The organism is Stenotrophomonas sp. pho, assembly GCF_006228405.1.
GTDB lineage: Bacteria > Pseudomonadota > Gammaproteobacteria > Xanthomonadales > Xanthomonadaceae > Stenotrophomonas > Stenotrophomonas sepilia.
Genome location: NZ_CP029759.1, coordinates 3,719,330 through 3,739,898, shown reverse-complemented (window position 1 = coordinate 3,739,898; position 20,569 = coordinate 3,719,330). Strand labels below are relative to the sequence as shown.

Genomic DNA, 20,569 nt, shown 5'->3' with positions numbered 1-20,569 from the left:
GCATGCCAACCAAGGTTGGCACCTACCAAAGCAAGGGCAGGGCGCTATAGTCCGCCCATGGAACCGACCGCGACGCTGGACCGTGAGGTGGCCCACCATGCAGCGCTCGATGCGCGCCTGGTCGAGGCCGTGGGAGGCATCCGCCTGCTGGGGCTGACCAGCTGGCCGGCCACGCTGCAGGCCCCGTTCTTGGACAGCGTGGCACGTGGCCAGCCGGTGCTGCCGAAGGTGGATTACCCGAGGCTGGATTTCAGCGAGGAGCGCCGCGCATTGGCTGCGATCGCCGCCGACTGCGATGATACTCATCCGCTGGGCCACTACGTGCGGCAGTCGGCACAGAGCTGGGACCTGGCCGCGCAGCTGCTTGAGGGGCTGGGCACTGCCGCCGTCGATACCTGTTCGGTGCAGCTGTTCGGCGCGCCCGAGCAGCCGTTGCCAGGCAATGGCCCGAGCACGCGCGAAGCGGCGCGTCACTTCATCCAGATTGCTGCCGAACTCGATCACGAACTGCTGGCGCCGGAAGAGCAGGTGCCGGTCTCGGCCATTGCCCTGCAGCTGCAGCTGCAGAATGACCTGGATGCGTTCTTCGAATCGCGCATCATCCAGGTGCAGCTCGATCCAGAGCTGGTGTCCAAGGCCGCTGCCGGACCGACCCGCATCCGCCTGCGCACCAGTGCGCGCTTCAGTGCCTACGACCGCGCGCAGCTGTTCCACCACGAAGCGCTGGTGCATTCGCTGACCGCCTTGAATGGCCGCGAACAACCGGTGCTGCCCAGCCTGGCGTTGTCCTCGCCGCGGGTGACGGCCACCCAGGAAGGGCTGGCTACCTTCGCCGAACAGATCACCGGCAGCATCGACATCGAGCGCCTGAAGCGAATCAGTCTGCGCACTGAAGCGATCGCGATGGCCCGCGAAGGCGCCGACTTCATCGAGGTGTTCCGCTACTTCTGCGATGCCGGGCAGAACGCCGAAGAGAGCTTTGCGTCGGCACAGCGCGTGTTCCGTGGGGTGCCGCCGAGTGGCGGCCTGGCCTTCACCAAGGACACGGTGTACCTGCGCGGCCTGGTGTCGGTGCATACCTTCTTCCGCCACATGCTGGCCGAGGACCGCCTGCAGGTCTGCCGCTGGTTGTTCGCCGGCAAGATGAGCCTGGCCGATGCGATCGCGTTCGCACCGTTGTTCGAGGCGGGGGTGCTGAAGCCACCGCGCTGGCTGCCGCATTGGGTGAGCCGGGCGAATGGGCTGGCCGGCATGCTGGCGTTTTCGCTGTTTGCCAACCGGATACGGATGGACCAGCTGGCGCCGGAATGAAATGCGTTGGCGGGATGATGCGCTGGCGCCTCGATTGATATCGCTGGGCGGCGGTGGCGCACCCTGGCCAGGACACGCCGTAAACCCATCCATGGGGGCTCGATCGGCGCATCCATGCGCCTCACGGTCCTGGCCAGGGTACGCCACCGCCGCCAGACAGTTTCCCGCGCGGGCGGCAGCACATCAGCGCGCCGAAGGGATTGCGCTTGAAAATCTTGAAAAGCAAAGAGCCGGGCAATGCCCGGCTCTTTGCTCTTGCTCTTCTTTGTCCTCCGCACCGTGGCGCGGGAAACCGTCGAGCAGGGTCGGATGGGCCGGCGCAGGACCGTTGGCGCCATGGATGGCGCCATCGAGCCCCCATGGATGGGTTTACGGCGTGTCCTGCATGGGCCTGCCTACCCACGCCATGCAGGAACAATCAACGCGCCGCAGCGCCCGCTTTTGACTTAGAACTCCGCCGCCACCGTCATGAACAGCTGCCGCGGTGCGCTCGCATGGATCGCATAGCGCGTGCCCTTCGGATCGGTCGGTGCGAACGAGCTCAGCTGGCCGGCGTAGCGCTTGTTGGTCAGGTTGGTCGCATTCAACGACACCCGAACGTTGCGCAGGCCCAGGCCCGGGCCGAAGTCGTAGCCTGCACCGGCGTCGAAGGTGGTCACCCCCGGCACCGACTGGTCGTTGGTGTAGGTGTAGTAGCGCTTGCCGGTGTACTTGGCACGCAGGCTGGCGAAGAAGCCATCGCGGTTCCAGCTGATCTCGCTGGAGGCCATGCGCTGCGGCGTATCCACCGTGATCTTGCCGGCCACCGGCACGATCGCGCCGCCCGAGGTGTAGTCATCCTCGTAGGTGGTCTTGTTCCAGGACAGCGCGTTGTACCACTGCAGGCCGTCGATCGGCTTGAGGATGAAGGTCAGTTCCGCGCCGTGGCTCTTCACCGAACCGACATTGATGAAGCGCGTTACGCACTCCGGACGCGTGCCGACTTCGATGCTGGAACACGGGTTCAGCGACAGCAGGCGGTTGTCGAACTTCACGTTGTAGGCCGCGATCGAGGCCTGGTACTTCTCGCCGAAGGTACGGAAGCCGGCTTCCAGGCTCTTGGACTTCTCCGGTTCCAGCCCGGCGCTGGCTGCGAACGATTCCGGCGACACCTGCAACGGGCCACCGCTGCCGCCACCGACGAAGGCGGCGATGTTCTCGGCGTACGAGGCGAACAGTTCATTGTTGGCGTTGAGCTTGAAGCCCAGGCCCACCTGCGGCAGCACCGACTTCTTGGCGGTCAGCGTGCCCGAAGCGATGCTGGTTTCCACGCCCGGCTGGGCGGTGGCGCGCATGCGGGTGTTCGGGCTCTTGATGCCCACGTCCACGGTCAGGCGCTGGTCGAGGAAGCGCATGCGGTCCTGCACGTAGAACTGGCGCGTGCGGATGTCGAAATCCTGGTTGAACAGCAGGCGGTCCGGGTTCTTCAGGTACAGGTCGTCCAGGAACGGGCCGCTGATGTAGTAGAAGTTGCGCGACACGTTATGGTCGTTCTGCTCGTACCACAGGCCGGCCTCCAGTTCGTGGATGCCCACCGTCCACGACAGCGCGGCGGTCACACCATCGCGGTTGATCGTGTAGTTGGTGCTGCGGATCGAAATCGGCAGCATCCTGTCGGTGCCCGGGTAGGACGGCTGGCCCGGTGCCCACCAGTGGCCCTGGCCACGGTTGTCGTGGTGGTAGGCCAGCAGCTTCAGGCGACCCTGCTCGCCCAGGCGCAGGTCGGCATCGACCGAATAGAGGTTGTCGTCGCGAAGTGCACGGCTCTGGTAGTACGCATCGTCGATGCTGTTGACGCCGCCGCTGAACCTGCAGCGCGCCTTGTTGTAGGTGCCCGGCGCGCAGTACGCAGCAGCGACGGCGCGGTCCCAGTCCGGTGCGTAGATGTTCCAGTCATAGCCCAGGCCGCGGGCCAGCATGTCCTTGGACAGGTAGGCGTAGTTGGCCTGGCTGGCGCGCGAGGTCGCCACGAACGCACCGAAACGGTGGTCGCCGATATTCCACACGGCCTTGGCGTTGAACTGGCGGGTGGTCTGGTTCTGGTACGGCGCGGCCCACATGTCCTGGTCCTGGTGCACGCCGGACACATAGGCCGAGAAGCCGTTGAGGTCGCCGGTGTCCACACGCAGGTAGCCACGGCGCTGGTTGTTGTCGCCGACGGTGACGCTGGCGCGGCCACCGAATTCAGTGGACGGGTCCATCGAGAAATACTGGATGGTGCCGCCCAGGTTGCTGGTCGAAGCCACGCCCAGCGAACCGATGCCCTGCGACAGCTCGGCACCGGCCAGGTTCTCGGCAATGATCGCGCGGGCAATGCTCAGGCCGTTGTAGTTGCCGTAGCTGTTGTCACCCAGCGGGATGCCGTCCAGCGTGTAGCCGAGGCGGCTCTTGTCGAAGCCACGCAGGCTGATGGTCTGCGATTCCTCATTGGCACCGAAGGCATCGTTGGACTGCACCGACACGCCCGGCAGGCGGTCGAGGATCTTCTGGCCACTGGTACCCGGCGGCAGCACCTGCTTGTCGACGGTGGTGATGCGCTGCACCTGGCGGGTCTCGCCCTGGCCGATCACGGAGACGGTGTCCAGCGTCTGCGCGCTCAGCGCGGCATCGGTGCTGGCGCCGGTATCGGCGGCGGTGGCGGCATGGGCGCTGGTGGCGGCGGAGAGCGCGATCGCCACGGCGATCGTCAGGTGTCGGGTCTGCATGGTGGTCCGTTGCATGGGGGTGGTCACCGGCACACGTGCGCGGTGCATGGCCACTATGCGAACGGAACATGAAACCTTCTTTACGAGAAACCAACGAACGACGCAGGCCCCCGTGCGTGTCCTGCAACCCGATAGAAAAAGGGGCCGGATCCCCCTCGCGAACGAAGATTCACCGGCCCCGCGCACTCCGTGGGGAGGGCTCAACCCATGTACAGGCCACCGTTGACCGGATAGTCGGCACCGGTCACGTACGAGGCTTCATCCGAGGCCAGCCACGCGCACAGGCCGGCCACTTCCTCGGGCCGACCCAGCCGGCGCACCGGCACCGAGGCGGCCAGCCGATCCAGTACATCCGGCGGGAAGCTGCTGATCGCCTGGCTGGCGATGTAACCCGGCGACAGCGTGTTGACGGTGACCCCGCGCGAGGCCACTTCGGCGGCCAGTGCACGGCTGAAACCGTGCATCGCGGCCTTGGCGGTGGCGTAGTTCACCTGGCCGATCTGGCCCTTGTGGGCGCTGACCGAACCGATGTTGATGATGCGGCCCCAGCCGCGCGTGGCCATGCCATCGACCACCTGCTTGGTCAGGTTGAACAGCGCATTGAGGTTGGAGGCGATCACCGCGTTCCAGTCTTCCACCGTCATCTGCCGGAAAAGAAGGTCGCGGCTGCCGCCGGAGTTGTTGACCAGCACGTCCACTTCACCGACTTCTGCGCGGACCTTGGCGAACGCGGCGCTGGTCGAGGCCCAGTCGGTGGCGTTGCCTTCGGAGGCGATGAAGTCGAAGCCCTGTTCGCGCTGCTCGCGCAGCCAGTTGGCCTTGCGCGGCGAGTTCGGCGCGCAGCCGGCAACCACGGTGTGGCCGCTGCGGGCCAGGCTCTGGCAGATGGCAGTGCCGACACTGCCCATTCCACTGGTGACGTAAGCGATTCGAAGCGTCATTGCAGAAGGCTCCTTGGCAAAGGGTCAGGCGGCGAGGGGGTAAAGGCCGAACAGCAGGCTGCCGATCATCAGCAGCATCGAGATGGCGATGGCCCACTTCAGGGTGAACTTCTGGTGGTCGGCGAATTCGACCTTGGCCAGGCCCACCAGCAGGTAGGTGGACGGCACCAGCGGGCTGAGCAGGTGCACCGGCTGGCCGGCCAGCGAGGCGCGCGCCATTTCCACCGGGGTGATGCCGTAGTTGCCGGCGGCCTCGGACAGGATCGGCAGCACGCCGAAGTAGAACGCGTCGTTGGACATGAAGAAGGTGAACGGCATCGACGCCACGGCGGTGATCACCGCCAGGTACGGGCCCCACGACTCCGGAATCACCGCCAGGAAGCTGTGTGACATCGCCTCGACCATGCCGGTGTTGTTGAGGATGCCGGTGAAGATGCCCGCAGCGAAGATCAGCGACACCACCGACAGCACGTTGCCGGCATGGTTGACCACGCGGCGGCGCTGTTCGGCCAGGTTCGGGTAGTTGATCACCAGGGCGATGGCGAAGCCGACCATGAACAGCACCGGCATCGGCAGCACGCCGATGATCAGCGCGGCCATCAGCGCCACGGTCAGGGCCAGGTTGACCCACAGCAGCTTCGGACGTTTGATGTCCTCGGCGTCTTCCACGGTCGGCAGCGGATTGCTGTCATCGGACACGCTGTTGTCCATCCAGCTGCCGCCCTTGGGCAGGGTCACCACGCCAAGGCGACGGCGTTCCTTCAGGCCCAGGTACCAGGCCAGCAGCAGCACGCCGGCACAGGCGATTACCATCGACGGGATCAGCGGCACGAACACATCGGCCGGGTCCACGTGCAGCGCGGTGGCCGCGCGTGCGGTCGGGCCGCCCCACGGAGTCAGGTTCATCACGCCGCCGGCCAGGATGGTCACGCAGGTCATGTTCAGCGCGTTCATGCCGAGGCGCTGGTACAGCGGCAGCATCGCCGAGACGGTGATCATGTAGGTGGTCGAACCGTCGCCATCGAGCGAGATCAGCATCGCCAGCACCGCAGTGCCCAGCACGATCCTCATCGGGTCGCCCTTGACGAAGCGCAGGATCACCCTTACCAGCGGATCGAACAGGCCGGCGTCGATCATCACCCCGAAGTAGAGGATGGCGAACATCAGCATCACGCCGGTCGGCGCGATCTTCTTGATGCCCTCCAGCATCATCTCGTCGATGCCGGCACCGAAGCCGCCGATCAGCGCGAACAGGATGGGAATGGTGATCAGGGCCACCAGCGGCGACAACCGCTTGCTCATGATCAAGTACATGAATGTAATGACCATGCCAAAGCCGAGGATGCTCAGCATCATCTGCGGACTCCTTGCGAAAACAGGATGTGGGGGAGTGGAAGGGGGCCGGGTGGTTTGCCCGGCACAGCTGGCTTAGAAGTCGTACTGCAGGCGGCCGGTGACCGCGCGCGTGCGGTCCACCGTGACCCCGGCCAGGCGGTCGCGGTTGCGGCTTTCGATCACGTTGAGCATGAAGCGCAGGTTGTCGCGCAGGTACCAGTTGCCACCCAGCGTCCAGGCTTCGGTGCTGCCACGGCGCAGGTCCGGCGCGCCATCGAGGTGCTGCGCGCCCCACATCTGGTCGTAACGCAGCGCCACTTCGAAGGCCCCAGCCTTGTGGCGGATGTCCTTGACCCGTGCGAAGCGGCCGGTCTTGCGGTCGTAGGCACGGCTTTCGCCGGTGACGAACCAGCTGAGCATGCCGTAGGCCGCCATCACGTCGCCGCGCTGGGCGCCATCATCGAAGGTGGCGCCACTGAACTCGCCCTGCCACGACAACGGGCCGCGCACCTGCGCGTATTCCAGCGACCACTTGTTGACGTCGGTATCGCGGCCGGCGGAGAAGTCGGCCAGGGTCAGGCGGCTGTTGTCGGACAGGTGGCCGGCCGGGCGCGGGCGGATACGCAGGCCGGGCACGCCGTTGGCCCCCGGGTTGTCGTAGGCCTCGCGGGCCAGCGAGAGGCCCAGGTGCAGCACGTCACCGTCGCTGGGCGTGGGCGCCCAGGTGACGCGACCACCGCCGCGCGGCCCTTCACCTGCCAGGCGTCGATGCTCTCCAGGCTGTAGAGGCTGGCCGCCCAGGTGAAATCCCCCGGATTGGCCTGCCAGGACGCACCCAGGCGGTACAGCGGCGCCAGCGTGGTGCCGGCGTTGCCGCGCTCCAGGAAGCTGCCGTAGTTGGAGCTGGTACGGTCATCCAGCGAGAAGTACTGCTTGAACTGGCCGACGGTCAGCTTGCCGGCCTCGCCGAAGCTGCGTGCCAGGTAGACATCCTTGGCCTCGACGCGGTCGCCGGAGAAGTCGGCTTCCAGCTTGTAGTCGACCACGAAGAATTTGCCGGACACGTCCAGCCAGGCGCGACGGATCTCGGTGTCGTCCTTGTTCGGGGTGCCGCGGTTGTCGTTGTCGAAGGTGGCGAAGTCCAGGTGCAGGCGGCCACCGAGGGTGGCGGTGACCGGGCGGTCGTCTTCGGCAGCGAAGGCCGGCGCCGACAGGGCAGCCAGCGCCATCATGGCGGCAGGACGCCGCCAGGCAAACGTGAATTCCACAAACCCTCCCAGGTGCGCGCCAGGCGCGCGGCAATCGTGGGCACCGGACGGTGCGCGGCCGCAGTCTGGGTCGGGCAAGCTGTCATCGTCCTGTCAGCAGTTTGTGCGGTGCAGCGTAAATCCGGCCGCTGCGCTCACTGGGCCACACCCGGCGAGCGCGGCGGCGGCATGCGGTAGCATTCGGTTCCCCTCCCACCCGTGTGCCCATGCGCCTGCTGCTGGTCGAAGACAACCCGGATCTGGCCGATGCGATCATCCGCCGGATGCGCCGCAGCGGGCACGCCGTGGACTGGCAGGCCGATGGCCTGGCCGCCGCCAGCGTGCTGCGTTACCAGAGCTTCGACCTGGTGGTGCTGGACATCGGCCTGCCCAAGCTCGATGGCCTGCGCGTGCTGGCCGGCATGCGCGAGCGCGGTGACAGCACGCCGGTGCTGATGCTGACCGCGCGCGATGGCATCGAGGATCGCGTGCAGGCGCTGGATGTCGGTGCCGACGATTACCTGGGCAAGCCATTCGATTTCCGCGAGTTCGAAGCGCGCTGCCGTGTGCTGCTGCGGCGTGCGCGTGGCCAGGCCAGCGAAGTGGTGCAGATCGGCGGCTTCCAGTTCGACAACGCTGCGCACCGGGTCAGCCTCGACGGCGAACCGATCGAACTGCCCAACCGCGAGTACCGCCTGCTGGAGATCCTGGTCGGGCGCCTCGGCCAAGTGGTCGGCAAGGATGAGATCGGCAACGGCCTGTTCGGTTTCGATGACGAAGCGGGGCCGAATGCCATCGAGTTGTATGTTGGCCGCCTGAGAAAGAAGCTGGCGGGCGCACCGCTGCGCATCACCACGGTGCGCGGTGTCGGCTATCTGCTGGAGGCCAGCGATACCCATGCCGACGCCGATGGCTGACGCGCGCGCTGCGACTGCGGCGCCGGGTTCGCTGCGGCGCACGCTGCTGCTCTATCTCGGCGTGCTGCTGGCGGTGTTCGCGGTGGCCCTGCTGTTCGCCGCACGCGATTACGGCCAGCGTGCCGCCAACCGTTCCTACGATCACCTGCTGGTGTCCTCGGCGCTGTCCATCGCCGATTCGGTGGCGCTGGTCGATGGGCAGTGGCAGGTCGATCTGCCGTATGCGGCGCTGGACCTGCTGGCGATGGCGCCGGAGGACCGCGTGTTCTATCGCGTGGCCGACAGCCGCGGCACGCTGATCACCGGCTACGATGACCTGCCGGCAGCGCCGCGCCGGCCCGGTACCCAGCCGCAGCTGTTCGATGCCACCTACAGCGGCGAGACCGTGCGCTTCGTGGTGGTCGGCCGCAGCTTCGCCGCTGCCTCGGCGCAGGGCGAGGTGCAGGTCCAGGTCGGCCAGACCCGGCGTGCGCGTGAAGCGGTCGCGCAGGACATGGTCAATCGCGCGTTGCTGGCGATCGGCGTGCTGTCCGGGCTGCTGCTGGCACTGGTGGCGTTCGGCGTGCATCGCGCATTCCGGCCGCTGGTGCGGGTGGAGCGCGAGCTGTCGCGACGGGAGCCGTCCGACCTGAAGCCGCTGGATGCCCGCGTTCCGCGCGAGATGGACCAGATGGTGGCGGCGCTGAACCGCTTCATGGAACGCCTGTCCAGCAGCAACGAGACACTGCGCGCGTTCATGGCCGAGGCTGCGCACCAGATGCGCACGCCGCTGGCGGCATTGCGCGCACAGGCGCAGCTGGCGCTGGATGATGACGATCCGGAGGACATGCGGCGCAGCCTGCAGGCGATCGAGCGCAACGCCACCCATATGAGCCGGCTGCTGAACCAGCTGCTCAGCGATGCCAGCGTGATCCATCGTTCGCATCTGCAGCGCTTTGCAGCGGTGGACCTGGCCGAGACCGTGCACCAGGCCCTGCATGAAGCGCTGCCGCAGGCCGGTCCGGCGCCGCGCGTGCAGTTGGCGATGACCGCCGAACCGGCATTGGTGCACGGCGATGCGCTGCTGCTGCGCGAGGCGATCAAGAACCTGGTCGACAACGCACTGAAGTACGGCGGTGACGGCGACTTGCAGATTGCCCTTACCGTGGAAGGCGAGCAGGCCGTGCTGACCATCGCCGACCACGGCGCGGGCATCGCCCCGGCCGATGCCGAGCGCGTATTCGAGCGTTTCGCCCGTGGCGAAGGCGCGCCCTCAGGTGGTGCCGGGCTGGGCCTGGCCATCGTCAAGCGCGTGGTCGACAGCCATGGCGGTCGCATTGACCTGAGCAACCGCCCGCAGGGCGGGCTGGTCGCCACCATCCGCCTGCCCCGGAGCAGTCCATGATCCGCTTGTTCGCCACGACTGTTGCGCTGCTGCTGGCCCTGCCGGTGTTGGCCGCGCCCGGCGATGTGCGCCGTTTTCCCGCACAGGGAGCGGCCACCGCTCAGCTGCGCATCCACGGCACCACCGATATCGAAGTGTTCGCGGTGGTCATCGCCGACTACCAGCGCCTGCACCCCGGCACCGAGGTGGTGTACGAGGACATCATCACCCAGGACCTGTACGCACGTTACCTGCACGACCGCGGCGGCCCGGCATCACCAGACCTGCTGATCTCCAGCGGCATGGACCTGCAGACCAAACTGGTCAATGACGGTCACGCGCTGCCACACCGTTCGGCGCAGACCGCCGCGCTGCCGGCCTGGGCACAGTGGCGCAACGAGGCGTTCGGCATCAGCTACGAGCCGGTGGTGATGGTCTACAACACCCGCGCGATTCCTTCGGCCAAGGTGCCGCACACGCGCCGCCAGCTGCTGGACCGGCTGCGTGCTGAAGGTGCACCCCTGCGCGGCAGGGTCGGCACCTATGACATCGAGCGCAGCAGCGTCGGCTACCTGTTGGCGACCCAGGACGCGCAGCGCGGCAGCATTGCCGGCGCGCTGCTGGGCGCGCTCGGCGATAACGACGTGGTGCGCGAGGAGCGCACCGGCGTGCTGCTGGACCAGGTCGCCAGCGGCCAGCTGTCACTGGTCTACAACGTGCTTGGCTCCTACGCGCAGGCACGCATCGACGCGGGTGCTCCGCTGGCGATTGTGGAGCCCGAGGACTACACGCTGGTGGTGCTGCGCACCGCGGTGATTCCACGTACCGGCCCACATCCGGAAGAGGCCCGGCGCTTCCTCGACTACCTGCTGTCGCCACGCGGCCAGCAGGTGCTGTCGCGCGAGGCACGGCTGATGCCGATCGTGACCGGCAACGCGCGCGGCGATGATGCGCCGGGCCGCAGCCGCCGCCCGATCCAGCTGGGTCCGGGCCTGCTGGTGTATCTGGACGCGCTCAAGCGTCGCCAGTTTCTCGATGCCTGGCGCAGCAGCGTCGAGCCGGCCGGGCGCTGAGGCGGCGACCTGCCCGTACAATGGCGGTATGAGCGAATACACCATCCTGATCGCCGATGACCACCCGCTGCTGCGTTCGGCGGTGGTGCAGTCCTTGCGGCAGAGCCTGCCGTTGGCACAGGTGCGCGAGGTTGCGAGCGCCGAGGCATTGGCCGAGACGCTCGACGCGCAGCCGGACGTGGACCTGGTGCTGCTCGACCTGACCATGCCTGGCGCGCACGGCTTTTCCGCGCTGCTGCACGTGCGTGGCTCGCATCCCGACATTCCGGTAGTGATCCTATCGTCCAACGACCATCCGCGGGTGATCCGCCGTGCCCAGCAGTTCGGCGCGGCCGGCTTCATCCCGAAGTCGGCCCCGGCCGAGACCATCGGCGAGGCCGTGCAGGCGGTGCTCGACGGCGGCCTGTGGTTCCCGGCGATGGCCGCCGAACGTTCCGAGGCAGACGCGTTGCTGGCCAGCCGCCTGGCCCAGCTGACCCCGCAGCAGTTCCGCGTGCTGCTGTGCCTGGCCGATGGCCTGCTCAACAAGCAGATCGCCTATACGCTGGGGTTGGCCGAGAACACGGTGAAGGTGCATGTCACCGCCATCCTGAAAAAACTCGAGTGCCATAGCCGAACGCAGGCAGCGGTGCTGGTGAAGGCGCTGGAGCCCGAGGGCGACGCCGGCATCGGGTTGTAGTTTCCAGCCAACGGCGCAGCCCCTCGTGGGTGGACACGTAGAGCAGTTCATGGGTGAGGCCGGGCAGGTGGACTGCGCAGGGGCCGCTGCAAGTACGTCCATGTAAGCTCGGTCGCCGCATCCATGCGGCTCACGCCCCTGCGCAGCCCACCTGCCCGGCCACGGACAGGTTCCGTGCGCGTCCACCCGCGGAAGAGAAAAGAAGATCAAAAGCAAAGACAGCCTGACAGGCTGCTTTTTGTAGAGCCGAGCCCACGCTCGGCTGCTTTCTGGACGGTCCGTGAAGCCGAGCATGGGCTCGGCTCTACACGAGCAAGCGCAGCGCGCGACCCGCTTTTGATCTTATTTTCTTCTTCGTGGGTGCAGGCCACCGAAATCTGTCGGAGGCCGGTCGGGTTGGGTGCGCGGGGTGTCAGCCGCATGGATGCGGCTGCCAAGCCTCCAGGGACGGATTCACGGCGTCCCCCGCGCACCCAGCCCGACCGGCCCACCCACGGCTTTTGCTTTCCACGACCAACCAGACACCACCCACGAGGGGCTGCGCCGTTGGCTGGAAACTACCCGCGATGCCGGATCAACAACTGACTCATCAGCGCCCGCAGCGCCGGTGGCTTAACCGGCTTGGCGATCATTCCCCAGCCGCGTTCGACGGCCATCTCACGCAATCCCGCATCGCGCTCGGCAGTGACCAGCACCACCGGCGGGCGGGCCTGCCACAATTCGGCCAACGTCTCGTACAGCACCGGCCCGTGGTGATCGCCCATGCGCACATCCAGCAGCACCAGCTCCGGTACCGCGCCTGTTGCTGCCACCTGCAGCGCCGCCTGTGGACCATCGGCCAGCGCCACCTCGCAGCCCCAGCGCTCCAGCAGCGCGCGGCTGGCCGCGCAGACGTGTGGATCGTCGTCGATCACCCACACCCGGCGCCCGCGCAGCGGATTGTCCGCGGCCGGTTCCTGCACCAGCACCGGCGCGGGTGCCGTGGCGGGAATCGCGCTGGCTTCACCGAACGGAACGCCTACCGCGAACACACTGCCCTGGCCCAGCTGCGAGCGCAGCCGGATCGGATGCCCGAGCAGGCGACCGATGCGATCGACGATGGCCAAGCCAAGGCCAGCGCCGCGCTGCTGGCCGTCGTGCAGGCGGCGGAACTCCTCGAAGATCTCGCCCTGCAACGCGTCGGGAATGCCGGGGCCCTGGTCGTGCACCTCGATCCACAGCATGCCTTCACGGCGACGGCAGCCGAGCAGCACGCGGCCGCGTTCACTATAGCGCAGCGCGTTGGACAGGAAGTTCTGCAGGATGCGGCGCAACAGGGCTTCATCGCTGACCACCACCGCATCGGTATCGACCCAGTCGACCACCAGGCCACGCGACTGTGCGGCGATGCCGAATTCGCGCGCCAGCGTCTGCAGCAAAGGTCCGAGCCGGAACGCCTGCACACGGGTCGGCAGACTGCCCGACTCCAAGCGCGCTATATCCAGCAGGCTGTTGAGGATCGCGTCCTGCGCCGCCAGCGCGGCATCGATATGATCGGCAGTCTGCTGCTGCGCCGGGTCGCCCAGCTTGCCGCGCAGCACCGAGACGAACATGCGCGCAGCGTTGAGCGGCTGCAGCAGGTCGTGCACCGCCGAGGCGACGAAGCGGGTCTTGTAGCGGTTGGCCTGCTCGGCCTCGCGTCGCGCCTCGTCCAGGTCACGGGTGCGTTCGGCGATGCGGTGTTCCAGCGCATCGGCCAGCGAGCGCAGTTCGCGCGCGGCATTCTTGTAGCTGGTGATGTCGGCGTAGCTGGTGGCGAAGCCGCCATCAGGCAGGGGATTGCCGCGGATCTCCAGCACCGTGCCGTCGTCCTTTTCGCTCTCGCGCATGTGCGGGCGGCCACTGCGCAGGTGGTTCAGGCGGCGCTCGATGGCCTCGTCCACCGGGCCGGGACCGAGCAGGCCACGACGGGCATTGAAACGGAACAGTTCCTCGATCGGCCGGCCCACGCGCACCAGGTCTGCCGGGAACCGGAACAGTTCCAGATAGCGCGAATTCCACGCGACCAGGCGCAGGTCGCGGTCGATCACCACCACACCCTGCGGCAGGTGTTCGAGGCTGCGGCTGAGACCACTGTCGGCGTCGGTGGCGGCCTGCAGCAGGCCATCCTGTGCGGTACGCAGCTCCTGTGCGTGCTGCTTGAGCAGGGTTTCCAGTTCGCGGCGGCTGCGCAGGCGATGCTTGGCCAAGCGCCTGCGCTGCTGCACGAACAGCACCAGGAAGCCCAAGGCCAGCCACGCGGCACCGCCGGTCAGGGCGGCCGCGCGACCGGCAGCAGTAGCGGCGCCGGCGTCGTGCAGCAGGTGCAGGTTCCAGCCCTCGGCGGGCAGCGCCAGGCTTTGCCACAGCATCGGCTGCGGCAGCGCAGGATCCAGCAGCCGCACCATGCGGCCGCCATCGGACAGCACGTCTTCGGTACGTGCACGCAAGGGCTGCAGGGCACGGTCGGCGTACTGACGTGCATCGAGCATTTCGCGGCGCTCACCGGCACGCAGCGGACGCAGCAGCCGGTAGCGCCAGCTGTCCCGGTTGGACAGGAACACGACGTCATGGTCGTCGCTGGCCAGCACCACGTCCGGGCTGCTCAACCATTCCTGTTCCAGCGCGGACAGCTCGACCTTGATCACCACCACGCCGAGCCGCTTGCCGTCATCCTCGATGGCCTGCGAAAGGTAATAGCCGGGCACGCCGGTAGTCATGCCGATGCCGTAGAAGCGGCCACGGCCCTGCGCCAGCGCCTGGCGGTAGTAGGGGCGGTAGCTGTAGTTCTCGCCGACGTTGCTGGTCGGTTGGTCCCAGTTGCTGGCCGCCACCGCCACACCATCGTGGCCGACCAGGGTCAGGGTCGAGGCCCGGGTGACTTCATTGGCACGTTGCAGCTTCAGGTTCAGTCGCTGCCGTTCGCCGGGCGAGGGCGGCACACGCAGTGCGTGCAGCAGATCCGGATCCAGCGCCATGACCTGCGGCAAGGTGCCGAAGCGGTCGATGCGCTGTTGCAGGCCCTGGCCATACAGCTGCAGCTGGCGTTGCACCTGGCTGCTTTCGTCGCCGAGCGCGCGCCGCCAGGCGTAATGGCCAGCGACGACCGCGCACAGCACGGTGCCACCGACCATCACCAGGATCGTCAGCAACAGCATCCGGTGGCGGCTGAGCCAGTACATGGCGGCAGTCTACGCAGGGCCGGCGGGCGTGGCGTGCACGCCCGCCGGGGTCTGACGTGGAAGGGGTCAGAAGTGCATCTGCGCGCGCAGTTCGAAGATCTCCGGCGTGCTGTGCACGCCACGACGGCTGGCGTCGACCTTCACGTAGTTGGCCTGGAACTTGAAGTGGCTGGTCAGGTACCAGTTCGCACCCAACGTCAGGTCGTGCTGGCGGCCACCCAGGATGTCACCATCGTCGAGGTCCAGGCGGCTGTAACGCGCCACCAGTTCGACCGCACCGTAGTTGTGCGCCGGCTTGATGTTGGCCACCGCGCCGGCGTTGTACGGCCGCGATTCGCCGGTCAGCACCCAGCTGGCCATCGCGTACTGGCCGCTGCCGGTGAAGTCGGGCTTGCCGTCATGGCGGGTGACCGTGGCGCGCAGCGCTTCGGCCTGCAGCGAGAACGGGCCGCGGATCCAGATGCCTTCCAGGCCGGTGCGGCGGATCTGGTCGGCGGTGACCAGCGCGCCGGAATCGACGTAGCGGATGTCGGTCAGGCCGGCTTCCGGGCGCGCGCGCAGGCGGGCGCTGGCCTCGTGGTGCACGTCGCGGCCATCGCTGTAGCCGCGTGGGTTCTCCTGCGAGTAGGCCAGGCCCAGGTGGATAACGTCACCTGGTGCCTTCACCGGCGTCCACACCGCACGCACCGCCTGGGTGGTGCCGGGGTTGTCGCCCTGCAGGTCCTTGCCGCCATAGGCGCCTGCCTGCAGCAGGTACTGCGGGCGCTCCAGCACCCATTCCACACCGGTACGGCGGCCTTCGTAGAAGGCCTGCACCGGCAGCGAGGTTTCCAGGAAGCTGCCGGCACGCGAAGAGGTGTTCGCATCCAGGCCGACCGGGGTCTTCATGTAGCCGAAGCGGAAGCGGCCGACGTCACGGCCGAAGAAGGCCTTGCTCTCGAAGCGCACGAACACGTCCAGCCAGGTATCGGCCTGGAAGTCGTAGTAGACCATCGCGTCGTACACGCCCTTCTTCTTCAGCGTCGCACCGAATTCCTTGCGGCGCACGGCGTCGTCGTCCTCGAGGCCACTGGCCGAGGAAAAGTCGTTGTAGTCGTAGGCGATGTTGGCGGTAGCGGCCAACTCGGTGCCGTCGCCGAAGGTGTACTTGGTCGGCCAGTTGTCGAAATCCGCAGCCGAAGCGAGGGCGGGTAGGGCGGCCAGCGACAGGGCCAGCAAGGTGGGATTCGGGCGCATGTTGGGTGCGGCTCTCTCAGATTGCGTGTGGACAGGACATCAACGGCCGCAGGGGCCGAAACTTTCGCAGGGACATGCCCAGCCGTTCAGCCCGGGCCACCGGCCTTCCCGTTTCTGGGCGGTGCGGCGCCAGTGTAGGCACCTGTGCCACCTGAACCGGGGGGCTAGTACCAATAGGTTATCTGCGCCGGCGTGCCTGGCGCGTACAAAGACGTCCATTGGTCGCACCCCCTGTGCGTGCAGTACAGGGCCTGCGGTCAGTTTCCACGGTAACGGCTCCCGTGCAGTCCCGGGGCCGTACGTGCCTGAAAACGCCCCTTCCGGAGTCCGCCATGCACATCCCGACCGCAGCACCGGTGCCTGCAAAGCCGTTGCCGATCTATCGCCAGCTGTACTTCCAGGTGATCGTGGCGATCGTCCTGGGTGCCATCCTCGGCCACTACGAACCGCTGGTCGGCGAGAAGATGAAGCCGCTCGGCGATGCCTTCATCAACCTGGTGAAGATGATCATCGCGCCGGTGATCTTCCTCACCATCGTCACCGGCATCGCCAGCATGACCCACCTGCGCACGGTGGGCCGGGTGTTCGCCAAGGCGATGGCGTACTTCCTGTTCTTCTCCACGCTGGCGCTGATTGTCGGCATGATCGTGGCGCACGTGGTACAGCCCGGCGCGGGCATGAACATCAACCCGGCCGAGCTGGACCAGACCGCAGTGCACAGCTACGTCGAGAAGTCGCATGACCTGACCCTGGTCGGCTTCCTGATGGACATCATCCCGAAGACGCTGCTCAGCGCTTTTGTCGATGGCAACATCCTGCAGGTGCTGTTCGTGGCCGTGCTGTTCGGCATCGCGCTGGCGATGGTGGGCGACAAGGGCAAGCCGGTGCTGAACTTCCTGGAGGCGCTGGTCGCCCCGGTGTTCAAGCTGGTGCACATCCTGATGAAGGCCGCCCCGATCGGTGCCTTCGGTGCGATCGCCTTCACCATCGGCAAGTACGGCGTCGGCTCGCTGATCAACCTGGCCTGGCTGGTGGGCTCGTTCTACCTCACCGCGTTCCTGTTCGTCGCGGTGATCCTGGGCCTGGTCTGCCGCCTGTGCGGCTTCTCGGTGTTCAAGCTGGCGCGCTACCTGAAGGCCGAACTGCTGCTGGTGCTCGGCACCTCCTCGTCGGAGTCGGCGCTGCCGTCGCTGATGGAGAAGATGGAACGCGCCGGCTGCAGCAAGTCGGTGGTGGGCCTGGTGGTCCCGACCGGCTACTCGTTCAACCTGGACGGCACCAACATCTACATGACCCTGGCGGCACTGTTCATCGCCCAGGCCACCAACACCGAACTGACCCTGGGCCACCAGATCGCCCTGCTGCTGGTCGCCATGCTCAGCTCCAAGGGCGCGGCCGGTGTCACCGGCGCCGGTTTCATCACCCTGGCCGCCACCCTGGCCGTGGTGCCGGAGGTGCCGGTGGCTGGCATGGCGCTGATCCTGGGCGTGGACCGGTTCATGAGCGAATGCCGCTCGCTGACCAATTTCATCGGCAATGCGGTGGCCACCGTGGTGGTCTCGCGCTGGGAAGGCGCGCTGGACCGCAACCGCCTGCAGCTGGCGCTGGATGGCCGCGAGAGCGAACTGCCGCCGCCGGTCGATGCGCTGCCCGAGGCGCTGCCGGCCAAGGGCTGATCCAGGTGTGTGGTACCGCGGGGCCGATCACGTCAGTGGGACGGCCCCGCGGCGTTTCAGGGCGTCCCATGGCTGTCATGGGCAGCGCCGAAGCTGGTATCGCGGTACCGTCGCATACGGCACGGAATTGTGCGGTCGCAGCATGCTTGCGACAGGATAGCGACAGGTCCGGACGCTCCAACGGGGGTATCATCCCCTGTCCCTTCTGCCCATTCATGTAACCCACATCGATGTCCAACGAAGATTTCAAACAGGCCGCCCTCGATTACCACCGGATGTCCCCGCCGGGAAAGATCAAGGTTTCCGCTACCAAGCCCATGCTGACCCAGCGCGACCTGTCGCTGGCGTATTCGCCGGGCGTGGCGTACGCCTGTGAAGCGATCAAGGCCGACCCGCAGCAGGCCAGCGAGCTGACCGCCCGCGGCAACCTGGTGGCGGTGATCTCCAACGGCACCGCGGTGCTGGGCCTGGGCAACATCGGCGCGCTGGCCGGCAAGCCGGTGATGGAAGGCAAGGGCGTGCTGTTCCAGAAGTTCGCCGGCATCGATGTGTTCGACATCGAAGTGGATGAGACCGACCCGGACAAGCTGGTCGACATCATCGCCTCGCTGGAACCGACCTTCGGCGGCATCAACCTGGAGGACATCAAGGCGCCGGAATGCTTCGTGGTCGAGCGCAAGCTGCGCGAGCGCATGAAGATCCCGGTGTTCCATGACGACCAGCACGGCACGGCGATCATCGTCGGCGCGGCCGTGCTCAACGCGATGGCGATCACCGGCAAGAAGATCGAGGACGTGAAGCTGGCGACCACGGGCATGGGCGCGGCCGGCATTTCCTGCGTGAACATGCTGGTGCAGCTGGGTCTGAAGCCGGAGAACATCCTGGCCTTCGATCGCGAGGGCGTGATCCACACCGGTCGTACCGACCTGGACCCGGAAAAGCAGCGCTATGCGCGTGACACCGACAAGCGCACCCTGGCCGAGATCGTCGACGGCGCGGACATCTTCCTGGGCCTTTCGGCACCGGGCATCCTGACCGCCGACATGGTCAAGACCATGGCCCCGGATCCGGTGATCTTCGCGCTGGCCAACCCGACCCCGGAAATCATGCCGGAGGTGGCGCGCGCTGCGCGTCCGGACGCGATCATCGGCACCGGCCGTTCGGACTATCCGAACCAGGTCAACAACGTGCTGTGCTTCCCGTACCTGTTCCGTGGTGCGCTGGACGTGGGTGCGACCGCGATCAACGAGGAAATGAAGATCGCCTGCGTGCGTGCCATCGCCGCGCTGGCGCGCCGCGCGGCCACCGACATGGGCTCGGCCTACGGCGGCGAGACCCCGAGCTTCGGCCGTGAATACCTGATCCCGCGCCCGTTCGACCGCCGCCTGCTGGTGGAACTGTCGGCCGCCGTGGCCCAGGCCGCGATGGACTCGGGCGTGGCCTCGCGCCCGATCGAGGACATGGGCGCCTACCGCGACAAGCTGGCCCAGTTCGTCTACCGCACCAGCCTGATGATGAAGCCGGTGTACGACCGCGCGCGCAGCGACAAGCAGCGCGTGGTGTACGCCGAGGGCGAAGAGGAAGTGGTGCTGCAGGCGGTGCAGAACGTGGTCGATGACGGCCTGGCGCATCCGATCCTGATCGGTCGCCCGGAAGTGATCGAGTCGCGCATCGAGCGCCTCGGCCTGCGCCTGAAGATCGGCGAGAACGTTGAAGTCACCAACATCAACGACGACCCGCGCTTCAACGAATACTGGCAGTACTACCACGGCCTGACCGGCCGTCGTGGCGTGACCGTGGCCGCAGCGAAGAACCTGATGCGTTCGCGCCCGACCCTGATCGCAGCGGTGATGGTCGCCCGTGGCGAGGCCGATGCGATGCTGACCGGCATCGTCGGCCGCTTCCACAAGAAGCTGGGCTACGTGCGCAGCGTGCTGCCGCTGGAGCCGAAGGTCACCTCGACCTCGGCGATGACCGGCGTGATCAACCAGCAGGGCGTATTCTTCTTTGTCGATACCCATGTGCAGGAAGACCCGACCGCCGAGCAGCTGTGCGAGGCGACCCTGCAGGCGGCCTATCGCATGAAGCTGTTCGGCATCGAGCCGAAGGTGGCGCTGCTGTCACACTCCAACTTCGGCAGCCATGATTCGAAGGATGCGCTGAAGATGCGCCAGGTGCGCGAGCTGCTGCTCAAGCGCAACCCGCGTCTGAACGTGGATGGCGAAATGCAGGGCGACACCGCATGGGATGAAGCGCTGCGCCAGAAGCTGCTGCCGGGCTCGACCCTGCAGGGCCGCGCCAACCTGTTCGTGTTGCCGAACCTGGAAGCGGCCAACATCGCCTACAACCTGGTGCGGGTGTTCACCGACGGCGTGGCGATCGGCCCGATCCTGATGGGCGTGAACAAGCCGGTGCACATCCTGACCACCAGCGCGACCTCGCGCCGGATCCTGAACATGACCGCCATTGCGGCGGTCGATGCGCAGATCAGGAAGCAGCTGGAAGCGGAAAAGAAGGCATAAGCCTTCTTTCCCACTTCCGCTGCCCACGCATTCTTCCTCTACCCCGCCTTCGGCGCGCCCCTTCAACAAGAAGGGGCTCCTGGTCGGAACAAGGATGGCGCTGGCGCGGTTGGACGGCGGCGTAAATGAAAACACCGGGCATTGCCCGGTGTTTTCATTTGCCGCAACGGCCGCCAAACCTGCCACATGCGCTACGCCGCCCGGTCATTTCCCTGCAACGCCGCTGCGGCCCAATACGCCCACGCGGCCCGGCCGTGGGAAGGGACCGGACCGGCCTTCCCACCCTGGGCCCGACCAACTTCCCATCGGCGAGGGTGTCATGCGC

Annotated in this window: 12 protein-coding genes and 1 pseudogene; 7 read left to right on the top strand and 6 right to left on the bottom strand. The window is 66.9% G+C overall.

Annotated features, from left to right (window positions below):
* Positions 1 to 57 precede the first annotated feature (57 nt).
* Positions 58 to 1,311: a flavohemoglobin expression-modulating QEGLA motif protein gene (locus DL544_RS17400; RefSeq protein ID WP_005419197.1), complete on the top strand. Its 1,254-nt coding sequence runs from the start codon at positions 58 to 60 to the stop codon at positions 1,309 to 1,311.
* A gap of 446 nt (positions 1,312 to 1,757) precedes the next feature.
* Here the strand turns inward: DL544_RS17400 and DL544_RS17395 are convergent, their stop codons facing one another.
* The 4 genes and pseudogenes from DL544_RS17395 to DL544_RS17380 form a co-directional block, all read right to left on the bottom strand.
* Positions 1,758 to 4,055 (bottom strand): TonB-dependent receptor, encoded by a 2,298-nt coding sequence (locus DL544_RS17395; RefSeq protein ID WP_139727639.1) that lies wholly within the window; start codon positions 4,053 to 4,055, stop codon positions 1,758 to 1,760.
* A gap of 200 nt (positions 4,056 to 4,255) precedes the next feature.
* On the bottom strand, positions 4,256 to 4,996 hold the full coding sequence (gene phbB / locus DL544_RS17390; RefSeq protein WP_005419193.1) for an acetoacetyl-CoA reductase: 741 nt from the start codon (positions 4,994 to 4,996) through the stop codon (positions 4,256 to 4,258).
* Between the two features lie 24 nt (positions 4,997 to 5,020).
* The gene (locus DL544_RS17385) at positions 5,021 to 6,349 is read right to left on the bottom strand and encodes a CitMHS family transporter (RefSeq protein ID WP_139728145.1); all 1,329 of its coding nucleotides are present in this window, start codon (positions 6,347 to 6,349) and stop codon (positions 5,021 to 5,023) included.
* Positions 6,350 to 6,424: 75 nt separating this feature from the next.
* Positions 6,425 to 7,560, bottom strand: a pseudogene (locus DL544_RS17380) (OprO/OprP family phosphate-selective porin).
* 245 nt (positions 7,561 to 7,805) lie between these two features.
* Here DL544_RS17380 and DL544_RS17375 point away from each other — a divergent pair.
* Genes DL544_RS17375 through DL544_RS17360 form a run of 4 tightly spaced genes read left to right on the top strand, consistent with a single transcriptional unit; the run spans position 7,806 to position 11,610 of the window.
* The gene (locus tag DL544_RS17375; RefSeq protein ID WP_005419188.1) at positions 7,806 to 8,495 is read left to right on the top strand and encodes a response regulator transcription factor; all 690 of its coding nucleotides are present in this window, start codon (positions 7,806 to 7,808) and stop codon (positions 8,493 to 8,495) included.
* Positions 8,488 to 9,879: a sensor histidine kinase gene (locus DL544_RS17370; RefSeq protein ID WP_032954514.1), complete on the top strand. Its 1,392-nt coding sequence runs from the start codon at positions 8,488 to 8,490 to the stop codon at positions 9,877 to 9,879. Before DL544_RS17375 ends, DL544_RS17370 begins: the two co-directional genes overlap by 8 nt.
* Positions 9,876 to 10,931, top strand: a complete 1,056-nt coding sequence (locus DL544_RS17365) for an ABC transporter substrate-binding protein (RefSeq protein WP_065185361.1) — start codon at positions 9,876 to 9,878, stop codon at positions 10,929 to 10,931. Before DL544_RS17370 ends, DL544_RS17365 begins: the two co-directional genes overlap by 4 nt.
* 28 nt (positions 10,932 to 10,959) lie before the next feature.
* Complete coding sequence (locus tag DL544_RS17360; protein WP_065185360.1) at positions 10,960 to 11,610, top strand: response regulator; 651 nt, start codon at positions 10,960 to 10,962, stop codon at positions 11,608 to 11,610.
* Between the two features lie 557 nt (positions 11,611 to 12,167).
* On the opposite strand, the gene DL544_RS17355 is transcribed toward DL544_RS17360, so the two are convergent.
* Entirely contained in the window at positions 12,168 to 14,810 is a 2,643-nt protein-coding gene (locus DL544_RS17355; RefSeq protein ID WP_139727638.1) for a hybrid sensor histidine kinase/response regulator, read from the bottom strand.
* A 66-nt stretch (positions 14,811 to 14,876) separates the two neighbouring features.
* Positions 14,877 to 16,046, bottom strand: coding sequence for an OprO/OprP family phosphate-selective porin (locus DL544_RS17350; RefSeq protein ID WP_005419152.1), 1,170 nt, complete (start codon positions 16,044 to 16,046; stop codon positions 14,877 to 14,879).
* Between the two features lie 332 nt (positions 16,047 to 16,378).
* Here DL544_RS17350 and DL544_RS17345 point away from each other — a divergent pair, with 332 nt between their 5' ends.
* Positions 16,379 to 17,722 carry a dicarboxylate/amino acid:cation symporter gene (locus DL544_RS17345; RefSeq protein ID WP_005419151.1) on the top strand — a complete coding sequence of 448 codons (1,344 nt, stop codon included), beginning with the start codon at positions 16,379 to 16,381 and terminating at the stop codon, positions 17,720 to 17,722.
* Positions 17,723 to 17,952: 230 nt separating this feature from the next.
* Complete coding sequence (locus tag DL544_RS17340) at positions 17,953 to 20,244, top strand: NADP-dependent malic enzyme (protein WP_005410971.1); 2,292 nt, start codon at positions 17,953 to 17,955, stop codon at positions 20,242 to 20,244.
* Positions 20,245 to 20,569: the final 325 nt, after the last annotated feature.

Coding starts and splice junctions, on each gene's coding strand:
- DL544_RS17400 (WP_005419197.1), top strand. CDS start 58: ATGGAACCGACCGCGACGCTGGACCGTGAGGTGGCCCACCATGCAGCG.
- DL544_RS17395 (WP_139727639.1), bottom strand. CDS start 4,055: ATGCAGACCCGACACCTGACGATCGCCGTGGCGATCGCGCTCTCCGCC.
- phbB (WP_005419193.1), bottom strand. CDS start 4,996: ATGACGCTTCGAATCGCTTACGTCACCAGTGGAATGGGCAGTGTCGGC.
- DL544_RS17385 (WP_139728145.1), bottom strand. CDS start 6,349: ATGCTGAGCATCCTCGGCTTTGGCATGGTCATTACATTCATGTACTTG.
- DL544_RS17375 (WP_005419188.1), top strand. CDS start 7,806: ATGCGCCTGCTGCTGGTCGAAGACAACCCGGATCTGGCCGATGCGATC.
- DL544_RS17370 (WP_032954514.1), top strand. CDS start 8,488: ATGGCTGACGCGCGCGCTGCGACTGCGGCGCCGGGTTCGCTGCGGCGC.
- DL544_RS17365 (WP_065185361.1), top strand. CDS start 9,876: ATGATCCGCTTGTTCGCCACGACTGTTGCGCTGCTGCTGGCCCTGCCG.
- DL544_RS17360 (WP_065185360.1), top strand. CDS start 10,960: ATGAGCGAATACACCATCCTGATCGCCGATGACCACCCGCTGCTGCGT.
- DL544_RS17355 (WP_139727638.1), bottom strand. CDS start 14,810: ATGTACTGGCTCAGCCGCCACCGGATGCTGTTGCTGACGATCCTGGTG.
- DL544_RS17350 (WP_005419152.1), bottom strand. CDS start 16,046: ATGCGCCCGAATCCCACCTTGCTGGCCCTGTCGCTGGCCGCCCTACCC.
- DL544_RS17345 (WP_005419151.1), top strand. CDS start 16,379: ATGCACATCCCGACCGCAGCACCGGTGCCTGCAAAGCCGTTGCCGATC.
- DL544_RS17340 (WP_005410971.1), top strand. CDS start 17,953: ATGTCCAACGAAGATTTCAAACAGGCCGCCCTCGATTACCACCGGATG.